Origin of the sequence: Calothrix sp. NIES-3974 (assembly GCF_002368395.1) — a bacterium.
Lineage (GTDB): Bacteria > Cyanobacteriota > Cyanobacteriia > Cyanobacteriales > Nostocaceae > NIES-3974.
Genome location: NZ_AP018254.1, coordinates 1,707,653 through 1,725,802, shown reverse-complemented (window position 1 = coordinate 1,725,802; position 18,150 = coordinate 1,707,653). Strand labels below are relative to the sequence as shown.

At 40.1% G+C, this 18,150-nt stretch carries 19 protein-coding genes; 10 read left to right on the top strand and 9 right to left on the bottom strand.

The window, feature by feature from the left end; translation table 11 throughout:
- Positions 1-66: 66 nt before the first annotated feature.
- The 3 genes from CDC37_RS24055 to CDC37_RS06740 all read left to right on the top strand — a co-directional run bounded on the left by CDC37_RS24055 (position 67) and on the right by CDC37_RS06740 (position 2,584).
- Complete coding sequence (locus CDC37_RS24055) at positions 67-282, top strand: hypothetical protein (RefSeq protein ID WP_157780669.1); 216 nt, start codon at positions 67-69, stop codon at positions 280-282.
- 692 nt (positions 283-974) lie between these two features.
- A complete protein-coding gene (locus tag CDC37_RS06745; RefSeq protein ID WP_096621067.1) occupies positions 975-1,796 on the top strand; it encodes an undecaprenyl-diphosphate phosphatase in 822 nt (273 codons plus the stop codon).
- 272 nt (positions 1,797-2,068) lie between these two features.
- On the top strand, positions 2,069-2,584 hold the full coding sequence (locus CDC37_RS06740) for a hypothetical protein (RefSeq protein ID WP_172892764.1): 516 nt from the start codon (positions 2,069-2,071) through the stop codon (positions 2,582-2,584).
- A gap of 433 nt (positions 2,585-3,017) precedes the next feature.
- Here CDC37_RS06740 and CDC37_RS06735 read toward each other — a convergent pair whose 3' ends face one another.
- A complete protein-coding gene (locus CDC37_RS06735; protein WP_096625974.1) occupies positions 3,018-3,452 on the bottom strand; it encodes a hypothetical protein in 435 nt (144 codons plus the stop codon).
- Positions 3,453-3,729: 277 nt separating this feature from the next.
- Here CDC37_RS06735 and CDC37_RS06725 point away from each other — a divergent pair, with 277 nt between their 5' ends.
- The 4 genes from CDC37_RS06725 (at position 3,730) to CDC37_RS25725 (ending at position 5,556) form a co-directional block, all read left to right on the top strand.
- Complete coding sequence (locus CDC37_RS06725; protein WP_096621065.1) at positions 3,730-4,125, top strand: hypothetical protein; 396 nt, start codon at positions 3,730-3,732, stop codon at positions 4,123-4,125.
- A 297-nt stretch (positions 4,126-4,422) separates the two neighbouring features.
- Complete coding sequence (locus tag CDC37_RS06720) at positions 4,423-4,872, top strand: response regulator transcription factor (RefSeq protein WP_096621064.1); 450 nt, start codon at positions 4,423-4,425, stop codon at positions 4,870-4,872.
- Complete coding sequence (locus CDC37_RS06715; protein WP_255408903.1) at positions 4,844-5,407, top strand: sensor histidine kinase; 564 nt, start codon at positions 4,844-4,846, stop codon at positions 5,405-5,407. Before CDC37_RS06720 ends, CDC37_RS06715 begins: the two co-directional genes overlap by 29 nt.
- A gap of 14 nt (positions 5,408-5,421) precedes the next feature.
- Entirely contained in the window at positions 5,422-5,556 is a 135-nt protein-coding gene (locus tag CDC37_RS25725) for a hypothetical protein (protein WP_442861084.1), read from the top strand.
- Between the two features lie 40 nt (positions 5,557-5,596).
- Here CDC37_RS25725 and CDC37_RS06710 read toward each other — a convergent pair whose 3' ends face one another.
- On the bottom strand, positions 5,597-6,847 hold the full coding sequence (locus CDC37_RS06710) for a ribulose bisphosphate carboxylase small subunit (RefSeq protein WP_096621063.1): 1,251 nt from the start codon (positions 6,845-6,847) through the stop codon (positions 5,597-5,599).
- Between the two features lie 580 nt (positions 6,848-7,427).
- Between CDC37_RS06710 and CDC37_RS06705 the strand changes: the two genes are divergently transcribed.
- The gene (locus CDC37_RS06705; protein WP_096621062.1) at positions 7,428-7,775 is read left to right on the top strand and encodes a hypothetical protein; all 348 of its coding nucleotides are present in this window, start codon (positions 7,428-7,430) and stop codon (positions 7,773-7,775) included.
- Here CDC37_RS06705 and CDC37_RS06700 read toward each other — a convergent pair whose 3' ends face one another.
- Positions 7,776-8,615, bottom strand: a complete 840-nt coding sequence (locus CDC37_RS06700) for a DUF3153 domain-containing protein (protein ID WP_096621061.1) — start codon at positions 8,613-8,615, stop codon at positions 7,776-7,778.
- Between the two features lie 150 nt (positions 8,616-8,765).
- Positions 8,766-9,323: a tetratricopeptide repeat protein gene (locus tag CDC37_RS06695; RefSeq protein WP_096621060.1), complete on the bottom strand. Its 558-nt coding sequence runs from the start codon at positions 9,321-9,323 to the stop codon at positions 8,766-8,768.
- Positions 9,324-9,721: 398 nt separating this feature from the next.
- Here CDC37_RS06695 and CDC37_RS06690 point away from each other — a divergent pair, with 398 nt between their 5' ends.
- Positions 9,722-10,156, top strand: a complete 435-nt coding sequence (locus tag CDC37_RS06690; protein ID WP_096621059.1) for a hypothetical protein — start codon at positions 9,722-9,724, stop codon at positions 10,154-10,156.
- Between the two features lie 94 nt (positions 10,157-10,250).
- Here the strand turns inward: CDC37_RS06690 and argB are convergent, their stop codons facing one another.
- A complete protein-coding gene (gene argB / locus CDC37_RS06685; protein WP_096621058.1) occupies positions 10,251-11,141 on the bottom strand; it encodes an acetylglutamate kinase in 891 nt (296 codons plus the stop codon).
- Positions 11,142-11,603: 462 nt separating this feature from the next.
- Between argB and CDC37_RS06680 the strand changes: the two genes are divergently transcribed.
- Positions 11,604-12,035, top strand: coding sequence for a VOC family protein (locus tag CDC37_RS06680; RefSeq protein WP_096621057.1), 432 nt, complete (start codon positions 11,604-11,606; stop codon positions 12,033-12,035).
- A 212-nt stretch (positions 12,036-12,247) separates the two neighbouring features.
- Here the strand turns inward: CDC37_RS06680 and CDC37_RS06675 are convergent, their stop codons facing one another.
- From CDC37_RS06675 to CDC37_RS06660, 4 genes are all read right to left on the bottom strand, one after another.
- Positions 12,248-12,745 (bottom strand): hypothetical protein, encoded by a 498-nt coding sequence (locus CDC37_RS06675; RefSeq protein WP_231943259.1) that lies wholly within the window; start codon positions 12,743-12,745, stop codon positions 12,248-12,250.
- 898 nt (positions 12,746-13,643) lie between these two features.
- Positions 13,644-15,497, bottom strand: coding sequence for an ABC transporter ATP-binding protein (locus CDC37_RS06670; RefSeq protein WP_096621055.1), 1,854 nt, complete (start codon positions 15,495-15,497; stop codon positions 13,644-13,646).
- 148 nt (positions 15,498-15,645) lie between these two features.
- Positions 15,646-16,698: a glycosyltransferase family 2 protein gene (locus CDC37_RS06665; RefSeq protein ID WP_096621054.1), complete on the bottom strand. Its 1,053-nt coding sequence runs from the start codon at positions 16,696-16,698 to the stop codon at positions 15,646-15,648.
- A gap of 226 nt (positions 16,699-16,924) precedes the next feature.
- Positions 16,925-18,133 carry a glycosyltransferase gene (locus CDC37_RS06660; RefSeq protein ID WP_096621053.1) on the bottom strand — a complete coding sequence of 403 codons (1,209 nt, stop codon included), beginning with the start codon at positions 18,131-18,133 and terminating at the stop codon, positions 16,925-16,927.
- Positions 18,134-18,150: the final 17 nt, after the last annotated feature.

Sequence of the window (18,150 nt, the reverse complement as noted above, 5' to 3'; positions counted from 1 at the left end):
AGAGGGAGTGGGGAGTAGTGAGTAAGGAGTGGGAATGAAGCTCTGTTCCTGTTTGGTTGTGTCGCAATGAGATGGGGATCTACTTGTCATCGGGAAGGAAGTCAAGCGATCGCCATATACCTGGTGACTCTCTGGGTAAACAAATTCTGGATTTTGGATTTTCCTGGTGTCGAAGACAAACACGAAAATCACAAATATGTTGCTGATTTTCATGGGTTTTCGGCGTTCTTTAGCGATAAATTGATTCGCCTTTGTCTTTCCTTCGTGAAGAATTTACCGTAATTACACCGTAATTAGATTGACTTAATTCTGGCTGTGTAAGAACATAGTCAGCGTCTTCTATTTTTTAATTTTACTTGAATGTACCAACTAGTTATTTTTCTCCTGACAATTAGTCAAAAAATATACAAAAATACCTAACCTCAACCGATTATCCGGTGCAGAGCATCAAATACTTGAATCCCGGATTTCTCAAAAACTCCTAAAACTTTTAGGAAGTAGGGAACAGTCCGTGACGAGAGTAGTAGGAAAATTAACCCGTTACTCAACACCTATGGATCACTTGTTCAAAGTGTAGGGAATGTTTACTTCAATATTTGGAAGGGAAGTAGCAATATTAATATTCTCACTAAATCCTAACGTTCTTCGGTGTCTATTATGTTAAATCGATTGAAGACAATCCTGAAAGGCTTGTGAGTTCTAGGAAGTCATATTTATTCTCCAGAGACAATGGTTGATGTTCACCCTTTTCTTCTGACTTGAAAGCGTAGACACACAAGCGACAAGACAAGAGGCTGTAGGGGAAAAACTAACTGCTTTCATTCATCGGTTTTTGGTGTTAGAGCAGTACATGTAGACTATTCCCTATACCCTTCCCCAGGCTGTGAATTTGGCATAACAAGTACGGTGCGACGATACAGATAAACATTATCTCAAATCCAGAATCGAAAACCCTTGCGAGGAAATATTGACAGATGGAATCATTTATTCAAGCTTTTATTTTAGGTCTAGTTCAAGGAATTACCGAGTTCTTACCCATTAGCAGTACCGCACATTTAATTATTTTTCGCGATATTTTAGGTTGGGGTCAAAATTGGCCGAAAGAGTCCATTGACGCGATTCAATTTGGTAGCGTAATTGCGGTAATTATTTATTTTTGGAAGGATTTACAAACAATTTTTAGTGGTGCCTATGCTGCTTTGATGGCGAAGGATTGGCAGCGTGAGGAGTGGAAAATATTTTTGGGGATTGGAATTGGAGCAATTCCTGCTTTATTGGGTGGTTTGATATTTAAAATTTTGAAAGTAGACTTAGAAAGTCCGATGATGATTGCCATCGTTGCTATCGTCATGGCAATTTTGCTGGGTTTAGCGGAGAAATTCGGTCAGCGTAAGCGGGGTTTTGATGAGTTAGAAATCAAAGATGGGATTATTGTCGGTTTAGGACAAATGATTGCTTTGTTTCCCGGTGCTTCTCGTTCCGGTTCCACAATGACCACCGCCTTATTTATGGGGTTGGAACGTCAAACTGCTGCCAGATTTTCCTTCTTACTTGGTTTACCAACCTTGACAATTGCGACTTTAGTGCAAGCTAAGGATGTTGCTGTTCAAGCAGATATATTTGCACCCTTGGTGGTGGGAATCATTTCAACCTTTATTTTTTCCTACCTTTCCATTGCTTGGCTACTTCGCTTCCTTCAGCGTAATACAAATTGGGTTTTCGTTTGGTATCGTCTCGCTTTCGGTGTAATGATTCTAGCTTTGATTGGTGGTAATCTGTTTAAATCCGGTAATTAAAGTAATTAAATATACTTATATTCACTATATATCCCCTGGAAAGATAAGTAACCATGCGGATAGTACTGAAGTATATCAGTATATTTTTGGTATAGGTTGATGTGGGGTGTGACACCCCACCCTGGGTTGGCATATCGGGAATAAGATTAATTCATCCGGAAAAATATAAACAATATCAATAAAATTGCTTCAGCCAATATTTACCTCTGGAAAAAGCCGCGTGGAGCGGGTCTACAGGGTTCATCTATAATTAGTTTGGAAAGCTTATTGTCATGATTAGCATCATCGATCCCCAACCAAGCGTAAGTACAGCGAAATCCACTGCTACTTCTACAGTTCCCTTCCGCATCCTCTCGCGGGCAATTACGGGTAATCCTGGAGACTTTTCGTTGGTGCTGGTCTGTTGTAATTCTCCTGGCGATCGCGATAATATTTTTAGCCTGGTGAAGGAAATAATTTCGGCGCAAATCGATGATGTCAATGTACCATCTACAACCAGAAATCTGTTAACGGTGATTGAAAAGAGCTTGGGAAGGAAAAAACCGGAAGCAGTGATGGTGAGGGGTTTGGAAACGGTCAAGGATATTAATCAATTGATTATCTCTACGAATCTGATGCGGGATGAGTTTCGTAAGCGGTTTTCTTTCCCATTGGTATTGTGGGTGAATGATGATATTTTGCGAAAGTTGGTGAAGTTAGCACCAGATTTAAAAGATTGGGCAGCTGTGACGATTCGTTTTGACCAAGGTGCAAATCAGTTGGTTGCACCCAGGGTGATGTCGGCTTAGAATTTTGCTCCCTTGTAAGTAAATTGGGTCTGCGGGAAAAGTCTTTTTGTGAGGGTAGGGAATAGGAAATGGGGAGTAGGGAGTAGTTTGAACCCGATAATTCCACTTTTGATTAGCTTCAAAAAACTGCATATGCAGGGTTTTTGAGCTTCTATGCACCTATTGGGAAAGCACTTTCTGGAACTAAAATAACGTGAGTTCGATGAGTTATAAAGCCTGAAACTGTTGTTCAGTATCATTCCTAGGAAATAGAAGTTTTTAAAAACCTCCTTGGATTTTGAGAATAAAATCATTAAATCTGGAATCAGTCAGTTATTGACTTTGTTCTCAACTAATGAATGAGGTTACTTTAAACCTTAACTTTCAATATCATTGATTCACAGAGATAGATGAAGTTGCTCTGTACCACGGTTATTTTTTTTGCCTAATTCAGTTAATCAAGGGAATTCATCTCAACGACAGCATCACAGGAGCGATCGCAGGTTAATTTTAGCCAGTAAATAGTGCTAATTCCCCAGATAAAATTGAAGAAAGTCACTAATACTGGTGTTAATCTCCCTAATTCCACACCCATAATCCCCTTTTTCGCTTGTAGTGGAAAGATGATCAACAGTTGTACTAGTGTGGGAAACAAACTACCCATGAGTCCACGGTAGAAATATTTCTTTTTCCAGATAGGTAAGAGAAAAAGCAATCCCCATAATCCCCCCCAGACAATTCGCTGATATAGCCAAGTCGAGGTGAGGTGAGGAGCGATCGCAACTCCGAATAATTGAGTGATGCCAACAGTACCTGATAACCAGACAATCATACTATTGATGATTCCTCCAAAGCACCCTGATGCAAAGGTGAGGGACATGTTTCTCATGAGATATTTCATATTATGACTGCTTTAGAACCATTGACTGATTGATAAATAGTGTTAAGTAGGTAGGTGCAATTAAACATAAAACCGCAACGTGACCGAGCATTTGGCTTCACGACTATTTTCACCACCCACCTACTTAATTCTTGATTTTGAATCAAAAGTATTAAAAATATATGAATCTGTTGGTAGAAGAAAATCTTTTCTGAATTCATCGTTTTTTAATATCTTGATCGCATCCTGGGAAATGAACAAGCAATAGTTGAATGGCTTAGTTACTATGTTGATTTTTTCTCAGGGTTTAATCAGTAATATCAGAAATATCAAACTCAATCCAAATTTTCACTTGAGATGGTACTGTTTATTAGTTAGTTTGTTGTTGGTGAATTTAGGTGCGGATTTCACGAGGGTGTCTGCACAGCAGACTGTAAATAATATGACTCCGTTTCAGATTTCACCCCATCAATTAGTATTTCTAGCCTATCGAGGATATTTCCTGAATCAAGGCATTTCTAGCTATACAGCTTTAATCGATGATTATATCTGGGGAAGAATTACATCCAAGGATTTGGTTAATGCAGCAATCAAAACTAATATACTTCCCGCAAATTTCCAAACAGATTCAGGTTATTTAAACAGTGTGGATGCTTTTTTAAAGGACTTAAATCATAATTGATGATCCAAATATGCTTCCCACGCTGATATATGTATTTTGCGACCTTTAAGCGTTAACCCTCTCAACAAAAAGCTCAGTTTATGAATGTGAAAAGTACACGATGGTGTCTGCTTTCCAGTCTCTATCCTGCATTTTGAACAAGTGAGCAATAAGCGTTGAAGAATGAGTTGATTTTTCTGCTACTCCCTATTCCCTACTCCCTAAAAATTTTAGGAGTTGGTGGTAAATCCGGATATATGTGGGAGAGCATCCCATAACTAGTACGATAGAGACAAAATCCAAATACACTGGAAACCAATGTTAAATCCAACCACGGTTTTAGTTATTGAAGATGATACCAGTCTTGTAGAGACTATCAGACTTTACATTGAACGGGAACAAATGGGGTGTTTAACTGCCAATAATGGAAGTGATGGAATCGGGATTTTGCAACGTTATCGACCAGATTTAGTCATTCTGGATATTATGCTACCTGACTTCAGTGGGTTTGAACTTTGCCAACAGGTACGTTCTGCTCAATGTTTTGTACCTATTCTCATGTTAACCGCTCGCGTTCAAGAAAGCGATCGCATCCAAGGATTAACTGTTGGTGCAGATGACTATTTGACGAAGCCTTTTAGTGCAAAAGAACTAATTGCCCGCATCAAATCCCTGTTACGACGGAATTACCAAAAGGGTTATTGCGATGTCAAAAGGGGTCGTGGTGTGTTAATTGATTTTGAATGTCATCAGGCTTACTTCAATTGATTTACGTACTCCCTTAGCTACGTTGCGATTGGGATTAGAAGCAGTTATGGATGGTGTGGTGACTGGAGATAAGGCGGAGGAATATATTCAGCGTGCTTGTCGCGAAACGGATTACATTTCCAAGTTGGTTGAGCAGTTGTTACTTTTAGCACAGGCAGATGCTGGACAATTGGCAATTCATCCCCAGTTAGTGTGTGCAGTGGCGATCGCTCAGGAATGTATTTATCGAATGCAACCGAGTGCAACTCAAGGGGGTTTAGAATTATTGTTATCAGCAAATTCAAAAATCACTAACGTTTATGTAGATCCGGAACTAACGGGACAGGTAATTATTAACTTAATCGATAATGCGATTAAATATGCACCGAATTCTCAAACCATTCATTTACATATCCTCTCACCTATCGTCATTGATGGGTTTGAATATATTCCTGTACAAGTTCAAGACCAGGGTCCAGGAATGACGGAAGATGTAATCCAACGGGTGACGGAGAGATTTTATCGTCACAATCATGCTAGACCTAGGGGGGATTAGGTTTAGGGTTAGCGATCGCTTCTGAAGTTTGCCAACTACATGGTGGTTTTTTAAAAGTAGAAAGTACACTCAAAAAAGGGACAACCATCACCCTTTATCTTCCGACTATAACAGCATTTCTCACAAAGTCCCCAAACCACAAGGAGTAGAAGGAATCGGTTAACTGCTAACCGTGAACACATTAAATATCTAATTTGGTCGCTGAATAATCGTTTCCATCACACGACGTTTAGCTTTTGGGTCGATTCCCACTAAACGCACATATTCGTCTGCGTAATCAGCCAAACAGGATTCAATAGTATTAATCGCTTCATTGGGACTAGTAATATTACCTGTTTGACAACTATGCCAAGCACCGGTACGGAAGCGACGGGAATCCGCGTGTTCAATGCCAATTTTATAACCCTGGGCAAAAATTTGCTCAATTCGCGATCGCACTTCTGGGTTAATTGGTTTTTTCCCGTTTCCTGGGGATGGTTGGTCAGCGTAGTTAATCTGGTATATCGTTGTCTTTTCTGGGGAATTGGGTGTTGCTGGGGAGTTATTTGGTTTGCGGGAATATAAACCGCGATTGTATGCATCAACCAGATTGGATTCGCTAACCCGTTTTTGTTCACTTACCATCAAGTTACCCATTTCGATGAGATGGGACAAACTAAAATCAGGTTTTCTAAATTGGGGTGGTGCTTCGGTACTGTTGACGATCCGTTGGGAGACATTTTCCAAACCGATATCATAGATAAACTGGCGAATTTGTTCATCGTAAATCCGCGATCGCAAAGCACTAAAAAAGTCGATGGATTGGTCTAGGAAGGTATCGACAAATTGTTCCACTTCCCGTCGTGATAAACCATCTTCAGCGAAAATCCCCTCCACAATCCCCACTTTATCATCCCGGTTGGGTTGCCAATAGAATTTTTCCATCCGTCCATCCCGAATCAAAGGTGCATACAGGGTAGAAAAATCGTTACCTGTGACGATAATGGGAACGCGACGGATGGGATTGGCATCGTAGCTACCAGGTAATTGCACGTCGGTAGGATTATCGGCAATATTCATCAGGGTGGCATTTACCAACTGGGTATTTACTGTATACTGGGTTCCTTCATCAAATCTTCCCGCACCCGCATCGATATCATTAATCATCAGTACACACATTTTACCACGTACTTTAATTAACTCCGCAGTTTCCCGATAACGCAGACGAATCAATCGCGCAGGGTCTCCAGCATCGGGACTTTCCAATTCACCCCCGGAAATTAAGGTACATTCAACCCCCATCCGTTCAAATACCAGTTCACATTGGAAGGATTTTCCTTCACCTTTACGTCCGTGGATACCTAAAATCAAAGGAACACGCACACCGGGTATATTTAAAAAGTTTTTCGTAATATGAACAGCCAGTTTATCGAGAAAACGAGGTGCAATGTAGTAACCCATGATCTGCGGATAGTTAGAATACGGTCATCAGAATCCAGGATACAGGAAAAGGGAATTGATGGGACAGACCACTAGGAGGTTTTTAGAAACTTCCACTTCCTACGAATTATGCTGGACAAGAGTTTCAGGCTTTATCCTGTATTTCTCACAAATTCCTCAAGCTTACAGGGAGTAGAAGGAAAATTTATTCGTCACTCAATACTTATAAATTATATCAATTCTCTTGTACTTTGCAATAAATGCAACTAGAATAATCAACGGTTACAGCCCTGATATGTAGCAAGCATTCGCGTAAACGATATTACATTACTTGTGAGAAATCCGGGTTTATAACTCATCGTAGATAGCTCTCTGCGAAGGAGTACTCACGTTGTATTAATGTGGTCGAGTACTATTTACCATCTGACTAACCGATGAAAGTGATTTTTCCCTGACTCCCTACTCCCCACTCCCGACTCACTTTCAAATTAGTGATTTTAAGTATCTGGAATTACCCTGAATCAGTTTGTAGCTCAAATTATCAAACAGAAAGGTTCTGTTTTTACACGATTAACTGATGAGTAAATAAAGGGATATAAAAATGTTCAATCGATATTTAGCTCTGGGTTTAATTACTGCCATAACTATGATTACATCCCCAGTCTTCGCGGAAAATCAAACCCAAGGAAATTCCGGTACTAATAATATTAATGCGACTAATGTTGGTAAGGGAAATCGCATCCGTGTTATCAATCGAACCTATGTAATTCAATCTCAAAGACGGGCAAAAAAAATACTTTGTCAATCCCCGAATTCGACTAATCAAACCCAGGGAAATATGACAAATAATACAATTACTGCAACTAATATTGGCAGACGCAATCGCATCAAAATTACTAATACTAACTACATTGTTCAAGGTCAGTCGGTGGAATGTCCTGCTCAGTAGTTATTCAATCACAGCAGTGGTGGTTTGGGGAGTGGTATCGGTTTGGGTGTCTTGTAGGAAGGGATTGGGTAAGTAAAAGTAGCGTAAATAATAGCCAGTTGCAACGAAAATCAGGATGAATAATCCGCCGATACCTAAACCATTGGGAAGCCAAAATACGACTTCTATATGGTTGAGGGTACCGGGAACTAGATGCCAAACTAATTTTTTCCCGTTTTGTTCTGGAGCGATCGCATTTTCGTTGCTGGGGATATTTTTCGCTCCCCAGGGGGTTTTCAGGCTAAAGTCTAAATCGAGAATGGCGCTGGTATTGGTGAGGGTATTACCGTTACTGGAAATTAAAGCCAGCGATCGCAAGTCTAAATCATAAATTAATCGATTACGTACAAGCAAGAGAAAATTGTTTTGAAATAGGAGTAAATTCGATTCGATTTTCGGTAAATCTTGCTCCGATTCGGGATTTTGGTTTTTCACAGTTTCCTGGGGATGGAAAAACTGATTAAATTTAGTTTGTAATTCTTGACCACTATTAAAGGGTATTGTCGCAATTAATTCCGATTGAGAAATCCTTTGGCTTTTCCCTTCCAATTGACGGGTACGACGCTCAATACTATTTAGCCATTCATAGACTGGTTCGCTGCTAAAGCTGGTCAATTTTTCCCCTAGACGAATATGTTGCACAAATTCACCTCGGTTTGCACCGTCAAATTTGACACCAACATCGTACTCAACACAACCAGATAATAGCATTGCGATCGCGGCTATCAACACAACTAAACGCCGACGGATCAAACTTTGCCAAAGTAATTTTATCAGGGCTACTACTTTTGTTAATCTCATGGGAATTTCTAATCGGAGATAGGAGAGAGGATACGGGAGGAATTATAATTATATATATCTGAGTTTTAAGGTAAGTCAGCGAGAAAAAATCAAACTATAATCCACGTGAGCGGATCGATCGCAGGGTAATCTCAAATCCAATTGAGGATATTAGCCGTTTCCTGTGAAAAAAAATTCGGGAAACCGCAACCCACTTCCCATACCCAAATATAAAACCATCAGCGCGATCGCAATTAGTGCCAAAATCAAAAAACGGTTTTCGTGGTCATTGATTGAAGTCAAATCCTCTGGTTCGGGTGGTTGGATTGACTGGGAAATTGGCGATTTCGCTTTGTGTGCGGAAAATTTGACAGTGGCATCATTTTCATCTAAACCAGCAAAATCAGGGATTTTTGTCATCCATTCCTGGGGACGTTGAAGCTTAGGAGCTTGCCAAATGTATTGTAAACGTTTTGCTTGTTGGTTCACCTCCCCGTGGGGATGTCGTTTCAATTGTTCACATAATGCGATCGCATCAGAGTTTCTTCCCGATGCTTCATAGGCTGTTGCGAGCCAAATTTGTACCTCACCTCCGAATTTCGTATTCTTTACCAACAAAGCCACGGCTTTTTCCAATTCATCCACTGCTTGGCGATATTTACCACATTCAAAGGCTGTTTTGCCATTTTGGTAAAATTTCGTCGCAATTTCTAATCCTTCGTTACTCATAGGGGAATCCGGTTTAGTTTTCAAATCAGGAAGTAGAGACGATACCAGGACTTACGCAAGGACAACGTAAACAGCGTCATTGCACTTCTTTGCGTAGCAGATCGATCGTAGGGTCGTGAGAATCCCAAACACCTAATTTCTCGTCGCGGGTGCGTAATTCCTGAATACTATCGACATATTCAAAGGTATTTCTGGTAATTTGACTCCTGTCTCCTATCCCTCTAGTTTAAATTTTTTGTGAATTAGCTTTACCCCACAAATAAACCTTCTATATTTATATTTAAGTAGATAATTCCGTAAAATCCTCAGTTTACAAACCAGCAAAAACAGAGCGAAGGCAATTTTCCCCCTTTGCTTCAGTATTGATACTGATAAAACCCCATCCACACCCTAGATTCATGAAAACCTTACAACCTGGTTTAATTACCCTCAGTGCGATCGCTGGCTTATTTACCTTATCACCAGCTTCTGCCCAAACCACGATTATCATTGAACACGGTGGTTATACCCAAACCATTCCCACAGACACAAAAAGCAGTGTAATTTACTACAATTCCCACCCCTCAATTCAATTCCGTTCTACCACAGTTTCCAGTCCCAACTACGCAGGGGGTTCGATACGCCATTTTTATTCCTATCCCCATGTCAACCACCCAATCCACCAACCCTATCGAAGAGTAGAAAGAAGTCAATTTACGAGAACCCGACCCGTATTTATCTATCCCCACTCCCGTAATTCCACGGTGATTATCAAACCAATCTTAACAAATGATTCATGGCATCACCGCGTCCCCTTCCGGAGTAATTCGCGGGTAATTATTGTCCCCCGATAGGGTTCAATACTCCCCTGGAGACGACCCACCAGATGACCCACCAGACGACCCACCGGGTCGTCTCTACTGCGGACTCCCTATTTCCAGGGAGGTTTTAAAAAACCGAACCCACAATCATGGTACCAATACCCACATCGGTGAAAATTTCCAGTAACAGAGCGTGGGGAATACGACCATCGATAATATGCGCTGCGCGAACACCTTGAGCTAGCGATCGCACACAACAATTGACTTTGGGAATCATTCCTCCAGCGACAACACCGGTAGCAATTAAATCCCGTGCTTGGGGGATATCAATTTTGGGAATCAGGGTTTCCGGGTTGTGATAATCTTTGAGAATTCCCCGTGTATCGGTTAACAGGATCAATTTTTCCGCACCCAAAGCTGCGGCAATTTCACCAGCGACAATATCAGCATTAATATTGTAAGCTTGACCATGTTCATCGGCTGCAACGCTGGAAACGATGGGGATATAACCACTTTCCACTAAGGTGGTAAGGATTTTGGTATCCACACCACAAACCTCCCCGACAAACCCAATTCCTTCCTCACCGTGGGGACGTGCTTTAATCAGGTTGCCATCTTTTCCACACAACCCCACCGCTTGACCACCAGCTTGATTGATCAGGGAGACAATTTCCTTATTTACCCTTCCCACCAACACCATTTCCACCACATCCATCGTGGGTGCGTCAGTTACCCGTAAACCGTTTTTAAATTGTGCAGCAATTCCCAATTTATCCAACCAGCTGTTGATTTCCGGACCTCCACCGTGAACCACAATCGGACGCAATCCGACACAGGAAAGAAAGACAATATCCCGAATTACCTGGTCTTTGAGGGTGCTATCTTTCATCGCAGCTCCTCCATATTTAACCACCACGGTTCGACCAGCAAATTGCTGAATGTAGGGTAAGGCTTCACTAAGAACTTTGACGCGGGTAGCTTCTGTTTGACGGATATATTCTGTGTCGTTAGCAGTCATGGGTGCAGATGCTTAGTTGCTGTGTAAACTGTGAATAGTTTACTTGACAGGCAAGAATTTTTACAAGCCATGATGCTCAGTTGATTTTGATCAATATCGTAAATATAGCAATCCGGAAGCATTAATTGGAAAATATTTAGCACCCTAATTTTCAGCCATCAAAATTAATGTGGTCGAATAGTAGGAATTTGATTGGGGGATTACTAAATTTGGGCATGAGTTGTAATTGTTTACATTTTGTATTCAAACCTAAACCACTCTAGAAAGCTGGCAATGCTACCTCTTTCAAGTTCCAGATTCTATATAAATCCCCATAAAATCCTGTGCGAACAAGTATATAAATGCAATTATCTATTTAAACCCTATATTCGATTATTTTCTGCAAATTTTGCCCTGTTTACTATGTGGACAATTTTAATCAATGTCTATACAATACATTTGTTCTATTAGATAAACAAAGAAATGGCTACTATACAACCAATACCCCCAGGATATCATACTGCGACACCTTATCTCATCGTCAAAGGAGCAGAAAGCCTAATCGAGTTTCTTTGTTCTGGATTTGCAGCCAAGGAAACCTGTCGTGTTATGCATCCCGATGGTGGCATTATGCACGCAGAGGTGAAAATTGGCGATTCCTTCATTATGATTGGTGAAGCTAGGGAGGATTGTCTGGCAATGCCAAGTATGATTCACCTGTATGTGGAGAATGCGGATGCAACCTATAAGCGTGCGATCGCAGCTGGTGCGACTTCAGTCATGGAACCAAAGGATGAATTCTATGGAGATAGAGCAGGGGGAGTGAAAGACCCGACAGGGAATTGTTGGTGGATTGCGACCCATCAGGAAGACGTTTCAATGGAAGAAATCAACAGACGAATAAAAGAGTTATAAGGAGGTCTAACTGAAAACCCTTGAGAAGTAAGTCGGGCTTTTTCACTTTCAAGATTTTTGGAAAAACCCGACTTACAAGCCGATACTATGTGGTCTAATGCATTAATGGATGGGGAATTCAAGTAGCTCTGGGCTGGAAAAAGGGTTAATATCAAGCGCTAGAGCGCCACTACGTGCTTTTTTTCACCCATCCAAATTCATGTGGTCAAATACTAGTTACCACCAGTAATATTACCCAAGAAGTCTTCAACTTGCTCCTTCACAGTAGTTGCATCCTGGGAGTTGCTGGGACGATACATTTTATCTTTGTCAGCATCAGCTTGAACTTCATTTAAACCTTTTTGTGACCGAGCTTGGGTTTGTTCACGGTTAAGGGGTGCAGAAGCAGCTACTCGATCGGTTTGCTTTTGAATACCAGTTAATTGGTCTGTAGCTTCAGTTTTAGCGCTGTTGCTGCTACCGTAGCTAGAGACCGCTAGGGATGGTGAAGCGTGGGAGAATGCTAAAGTCAGGCAAAGAGCGATCGCAGTTACGGAACGAGTGATGGTTGCGAATAAACGACGGAAGTTCATGATTAATTCTTCTCCACAATTGAACGACAGATAGATTTTTTGTTGATTTGTTGGAGTGTTACTCCTGTTGTCATTAACTTGCAAAAACGAATCTTTGATAGTTAATTCATCGGGAAATTTATCGTGAATTGATAGCAAAGCTCAAAAACTAATTTTAAACCTGGCAATCAATTATTTACATTTACAGCTTCCAGACTTCCAGATACAATGAGTCCAATAAAAGGTTATAAAACACCTATTTATAAACTTTTTCTGCCCAACACATATTCATCGCAATTTGACTGTAATGTACTGCTGATAGTCGCCAACTCACTCTCAACAAACAACCCCATCAAAGAGTATGAATTAATTGTGTAGTAGCTGATTCCCTGACACTGCTAAAGCTGCTGTAATAGCTTTATTTATAAAATAAGATTCACAGTGAAAACATCGCCCTTACGGCAAAATTTAGATATCTCCAAGGAAGTTCAAAGCGATAAATATGCTCTACCTAGGGATATAATCCTTGTGAATCAGTGATTGTGGAATTTCAGGTTAAAAGCAACCTCTAATACCGTTTTACTTTGAAGTTTATACATTTAGGAGAGCAGGGGATGCAGGGGGAGAAAATGTATCAAAATTTTCGTGAAATGGTATAAGTTTAGTTGAGAACATACTCAATAACTGGCTGATTCCAGGTTTAGACAAGGAGGTTTTTAAAAACTTTTATTTCCCACAAATAATCCTGGGTGGGTTTCAGACTTTAATGACTCATCGTCGCAAACTTCCCAGTAGGAATACTCACGTTATACCGTTTTACTTTGGATTTGATACCTGACGGGGAGCAGGGTCAGAAAATGTGTCAAAATTTTCGTCAAACGTGATTAATCCAGAATTAATTAGTAATTTTTCCAGCTATTCATAACATCACAAAACCAGTAGAGACATCGCATGGCGATGTCTCCAGAATTACCTATTCTGCATTTTTCACAAATTAAGGGTAAGGCTGTCTATTCCCTACTCCCCATAAGTTTGAGGGATTTGTGAGCAATTCAGGCTATGATATATAACTCAACGTATCAGACCTGTCATCATTTCCCAAAACCGATTGCAACGCATACATCGCCGCATATCGACCACCTAACCGCATTAATTGTTGGTGAGTACCCTGTTCTAAAATTTCCCCAGCTTCAATATAAACTATCAAATCTGCATCCTGGACAGCTTTCAAGTTATGGGATACCACAAACGTCGTCTTTCCCTCCGTCAATCTATCCAAAGCCTGATTGACAATATGTTCGTTTTCCTGGTCTAAGCCAGTGGTCGGTTCATCTAAAATCACAATTGGAGACTGACGAATTGCTGCACGAGCGATCGCAATCCGTTGTCTTTGTCCCCCGGAAAGGGTCGCTCCCCGTTCTCCTAAAATAGTATCGTAACCCAGGGGCAATCGTACAATAAAATCATGGGCATTTGCTAGTTTTGCTGCGGCTTCAATTTCAGTATCGGAGGCATGTAAATTCCCGTAGACGATGTTATCTCTCACACTTGCAGCGAACAACACGCTTTCCTGTAATACTACGCTAATTTGCCGACGCAAGGATTGTAATTTATACTCTCGTAAATCATGCCCATCAATAAAAATTCCGCCACTAGTTGGGTCGTATAAACGCAGTAGTAAACTTGTCAGAGTAGACTTTCCACCTCCGGAAGCCCCCACCAAAGCCACGCGCTGACCCGGCATGACTGTAAAATTAATGTTTTTCAGGATACTTTGTTCCGGTGTATAGGCAAAACTGACATTTTTAAATTGGATGTGTCCACGAAAACTAGGAGCCTCCCGCGACCAACGGGTGTCCTGAATATCAGGTACAGTATCCAGGATATCAAGAATGCGATCGCCGGATGCGGTTGCTTTAGCAATTTGTCCCACGTATTTGGCTAATAAGCGCATCGGTTTAAAGGCAATTCGGAAGTAATTCACAAACACCAGCAAGTCTCCAGGAGTAATATGATTACCCATAACCAAATGCACCCCTCGCCATAATACCAAAGCTGTGGCAACCCCCACCAACAATTCCACCATTCTTTCCATTCCCGCAGCTAATTTTTGTGCATTAGTACTTTCCTGGAAACTTTGACGATTTTGGTTCGCGAAAATATCTTCTAACATCGATTGTAGGGACAGCGCTTGCACAACTTTAATTGCACCAATCGATTCTGCTGTCACATCCGCTAATAAACCTTCCCGTTGACGTTGGGATTTGACTACCCCTCGAATTTTTTGGGTTAACCGTGCTGTTGCGAAAACGAATATAGGAAATATGGCTAAAGCAAACACCGCTAATTCCCAATGCACCCAAAACATGACTACAATCATGCCAAAAATAGTACAGGAATTAGCAATTAAGGGTAATAAAGCCATCACAATCACTTCCCGTAATTTAGAAATATCGGAAGTAACACGAGCTATCAAATCACCACTTTTAACTCGGTGATGGAAGGAAAGAGAAAGATTTTGGATGTGGCTATAAAGTTCTGCCCGAATTTCTGTCAAAATATTACTCGCAGCTAAGGACATTCCATAGATACTAAAATAGGCTGCACAAGCACGTAGGGTAGTTATTATAATTAGAGTAATTGCGAAAATAGCCACTAAGGTAAATGGGTCTAATCCTTGAAATAGGGAAAATCCTGAGATTTTTTCTTTAAAGTTAGGAACAAGAATATAATCAAAAATAAACTTCAATGGCCACGGTTCTAACAGGTGAAGAAATATCTCTGCAACTAAAGCTAGAAAAGAAGTAATCAATATACCTTTTTGCTGATTAATTTGTGGTGAAAAACGCTGCCAAATCCTCATCATTACTGACAAAGCATTTTGAATACTTTTTGCTTTTTTCTCTTTCATATTCCTAGTTTATATTTCCGAGTAAATATAGAAACCCGGATTTTGCAGGGGTTTGAAAATGTTCTGAGAAATCCGGGGATTGCTGTACAGACGAGACATATCGCGTCTCTTAAGTATTAAAATTGACTTTTAAAACATCCTCTAAAACCTATCGACTAGAAACTAATTCCCTTTCCTGAATATTACTTGTCAACGATGCTTTGTAATGTGAAGGTAAGCTTTTTGCATAATTATCAGTAATCATCTTGTTAACTTTTCGCTCCAGATTAATCGCCCAGTTCTGTAACCATAAAGGATTCCAATCAACAGTAATAAACTTCAAAAACGGAATCAAAAAACCCTTGTGTCTTCGATGTCCCATCCGTTGATAGCGCTTCTCAAAATACCTATCTTTTGTTGCAAGATTCCACTTCTTCGCAAAATGCTCTAAACTTGCAATTTCCCAAGCATTGCTCCACCGTATCATAAAAAATTCTAACTCAGGTAATTCCCATTTTAAACCAGGAACATAGGTGACAACAGAAGCTGGTTCACAATAAAAACTACCACCCGCATTATTAACTGTCATACAAAAATCAATATGTTCACGAGTACTGAGTAAACCCTCATCCAGCAATCCCACTTTTGAGAAAATTTCCGTTCTCACCAGCATACAATGAAATTCCGCAAACTCACATTTTTGTCGCTTTAATTCATGTTGAATTTCTGCCACCTTGCGATTAACAAAATAATGCTTCTCATGCACCTTCCGTTTAATTGTTCCATCTTCTTTCAGTTTTTCAACAATATGAGCTTCCCCACCTGCTAAATGCACAGTTTCCCCAAAATTTTTACCAATACAAGTCAAAGGACAAACCACGGTCGCATGGGTTTCTTCCTCACACTGCAACAAATATTCTAACCAATTAGGACTGACCAAAACATCATTATCTACAAATAACAAATACTCTGTATCGACAAAGGGAATAGCTAAATTTCGTGCTTGGTTAGGGGAGAGATAATAATTCTTACGAATTAAGTGAAAGTTTCTCTCTTGAGACTGTTCTTCTAAATACTTTTGTACCTTAGTTGGAGAATTTCCATCTACATAAATTAACTTGAACGGTACAGTCGTATGTTGGTAGATACTTTCCAAAGATTCACGAGTGAAACTGAAACGTTCCCGTTGAGATACAACAATAGTTACCTGTGGTTTATTCATGATTAATCACCAATAATTATTGATAAATTTTCAATCAAACAACTGTTAACATGGTGTGATGAGAGAATATCTAAATTCATTCTCCAAACCAAACCTGTTTGAAAATGACGAAACCTATGTTTTGAGGAAGGGAGTGATAAACTTTGAGTTATGGGTTGATTTTCCTACTACTTCCCACTCCCTACTCCCTGAAAAAGTAATTTATGAGAAATCATTACTACACAAATTACACAATTCTCACACGATTTGTCAGCAAAGAATCAGTAGACATCAAAACACGTTGATAAATATTCAACCAATTTCCCTGTTCAATCGCAGGTGTTAATTTCAAGAGTGCTTTTTCCCGTGCTGCAACACCTAGCTTGTGTCGCAATTCCGGTTTGTCAGCTAAATATTTCAAAGCAGCAGCTAATTCTGCACTACTACCAGGATTCACTAGCAAACCACTAATATTATCCTCAATAATTTCCCCAATCGCATCGACATTTGTTCCCACGATTGTACAACCAGCTAACATTGCTTCCAACAAAGCATTCGGACAGCCATCGCTTAAAGAAGGAATCGCAAAAATATCCAAGTAGGGTAAATAAGCTAATGCTTCTTCCCGACTTAAAATTCCTGTAATTTTGAGTTTATCCCCCAAGCTACATTGCCGCAATTCATGTTGCCAATAATTTTTTTCCTTGTCAACAAAATCACCAACCAATAACAGGGTTATATCAATTTCTCGACTTAATTTACTACAAGCATCCAGCAAAAACTCAATCCCCTTTTTGTCACGGAATCGACCTGTAGAACCAATAATTAAACCTGATAATTCATCAATTAAAGCTGGTTTCGGAAGACTTGTAAAATCAATCGGGATAATCGAGTTCCAAAACACAGAGGACTGATATTTAATGCTGGGAACTAAAACTTGAGCGCGTTTTTGCAAATCCCAACTCACAAAAGTTGTCCAAGCTGAATTTTCTAAAACCCAAGCAATTTGACCGTAATTTTTCGGGTTAAATATATGTTTATGCAGGTCTGCACCACGCACACTATTAATCACAGGAATGTCATTTTCTTTAGCTAACATGGTGGTGACATAACCAGTTTCCACCAAAAAAAATGCATGAAATAAATCAAATTTATAGGTTTGGTGCAGACACTTCAATTGAAAATAGATATCAGCTAAAAAATCTGTAACCTCCGTCACTTCATCACGAGCTGCTGATTTAATTCGATGCACATATATATTATCTTGTACAGTTGTTTTACAACTAGCACGTCTATAGATATTATTCTCTACTAGACGTTGTTTAGAACGAAACACAGCTACATGTACTTCGTAACCGACATCCGTCAACATTTTAGAAATCCGTTTGACAGATTCCCCGACTCCACCGACATCGGGGGGATATTCTAGGGTGGTGATGCAGATTTTTTTAGTCATAGTTTTACTCGCTTTTC

What these genes read in the sequence shown, in the direction of transcription:
- CDC37_RS06695 (WP_096621060.1), bottom strand. Translation starts at nt 9,323, where the DNA reads ATGAGTAACGAAGGATTAGAAATTGCGACGAAATTTTACCAAAATGGC.
- CDC37_RS06680 (WP_096621057.1), top strand. Translation starts at nt 11,604, where the DNA reads ATGGCTACTATACAACCAATACCCCCAGGATATCATACTGCGACACCT.
- CDC37_RS06740 (WP_172892764.1), top strand. Translation starts at nt 2,069, where the DNA reads ATGATTAGCATCATCGATCCCCAACCAAGCGTAAGTACAGCGAAATCC.
- CDC37_RS06670 (WP_096621055.1), bottom strand. Translation starts at nt 15,497, where the DNA reads ATGAAAGAGAAAAAAGCAAAAAGTATTCAAAATGCTTTGTCAGTAATG.
- CDC37_RS06745 (WP_096621067.1), top strand. Translation starts at nt 975, where the DNA reads ATGGAATCATTTATTCAAGCTTTTATTTTAGGTCTAGTTCAAGGAATT.
- CDC37_RS24055 (WP_157780669.1), top strand. Translation starts at nt 67, where the DNA reads ATGAGATGGGGATCTACTTGTCATCGGGAAGGAAGTCAAGCGATCGCC.
- CDC37_RS06725 (WP_096621065.1), top strand. Translation starts at nt 3,730, where the DNA reads ATGTTGATTTTTTCTCAGGGTTTAATCAGTAATATCAGAAATATCAAA.
- CDC37_RS06700 (WP_096621061.1), bottom strand. Translation starts at nt 8,615, where the DNA reads ATGAGATTAACAAAAGTAGTAGCCCTGATAAAATTACTTTGGCAAAGT.
- CDC37_RS06705 (WP_096621062.1), top strand. Translation starts at nt 7,428, where the DNA reads ATGTTCAATCGATATTTAGCTCTGGGTTTAATTACTGCCATAACTATG.
- CDC37_RS06710 (WP_096621063.1), bottom strand. Translation starts at nt 6,847, where the DNA reads ATGGGTTACTACATTGCACCTCGTTTTCTCGATAAACTGGCTGTTCAT.
- CDC37_RS06665 (WP_096621054.1), bottom strand. Translation starts at nt 16,698, where the DNA reads ATGAATAAACCACAGGTAACTATTGTTGTATCTCAACGGGAACGTTTC.
- argB (WP_096621058.1), bottom strand. Translation starts at nt 11,141, where the DNA reads ATGACTGCTAACGACACAGAATATATCCGTCAAACAGAAGCTACCCGC.
- CDC37_RS06735 (WP_096625974.1), bottom strand. Translation starts at nt 3,452, where the DNA reads ATGAGAAACATGTCCCTCACCTTTGCATCAGGGTGCTTTGGAGGAATC.
- CDC37_RS06660 (WP_096621053.1), bottom strand. Translation starts at nt 18,133, where the DNA reads ATGACTAAAAAAATCTGCATCACCACCCTAGAATATCCCCCCGATGTC.
- CDC37_RS06690 (WP_096621059.1), top strand. Translation starts at nt 9,722, where the DNA reads ATGAAAACCTTACAACCTGGTTTAATTACCCTCAGTGCGATCGCTGGC.
- CDC37_RS06720 (WP_096621064.1), top strand. Translation starts at nt 4,423, where the DNA reads ATGTTAAATCCAACCACGGTTTTAGTTATTGAAGATGATACCAGTCTT.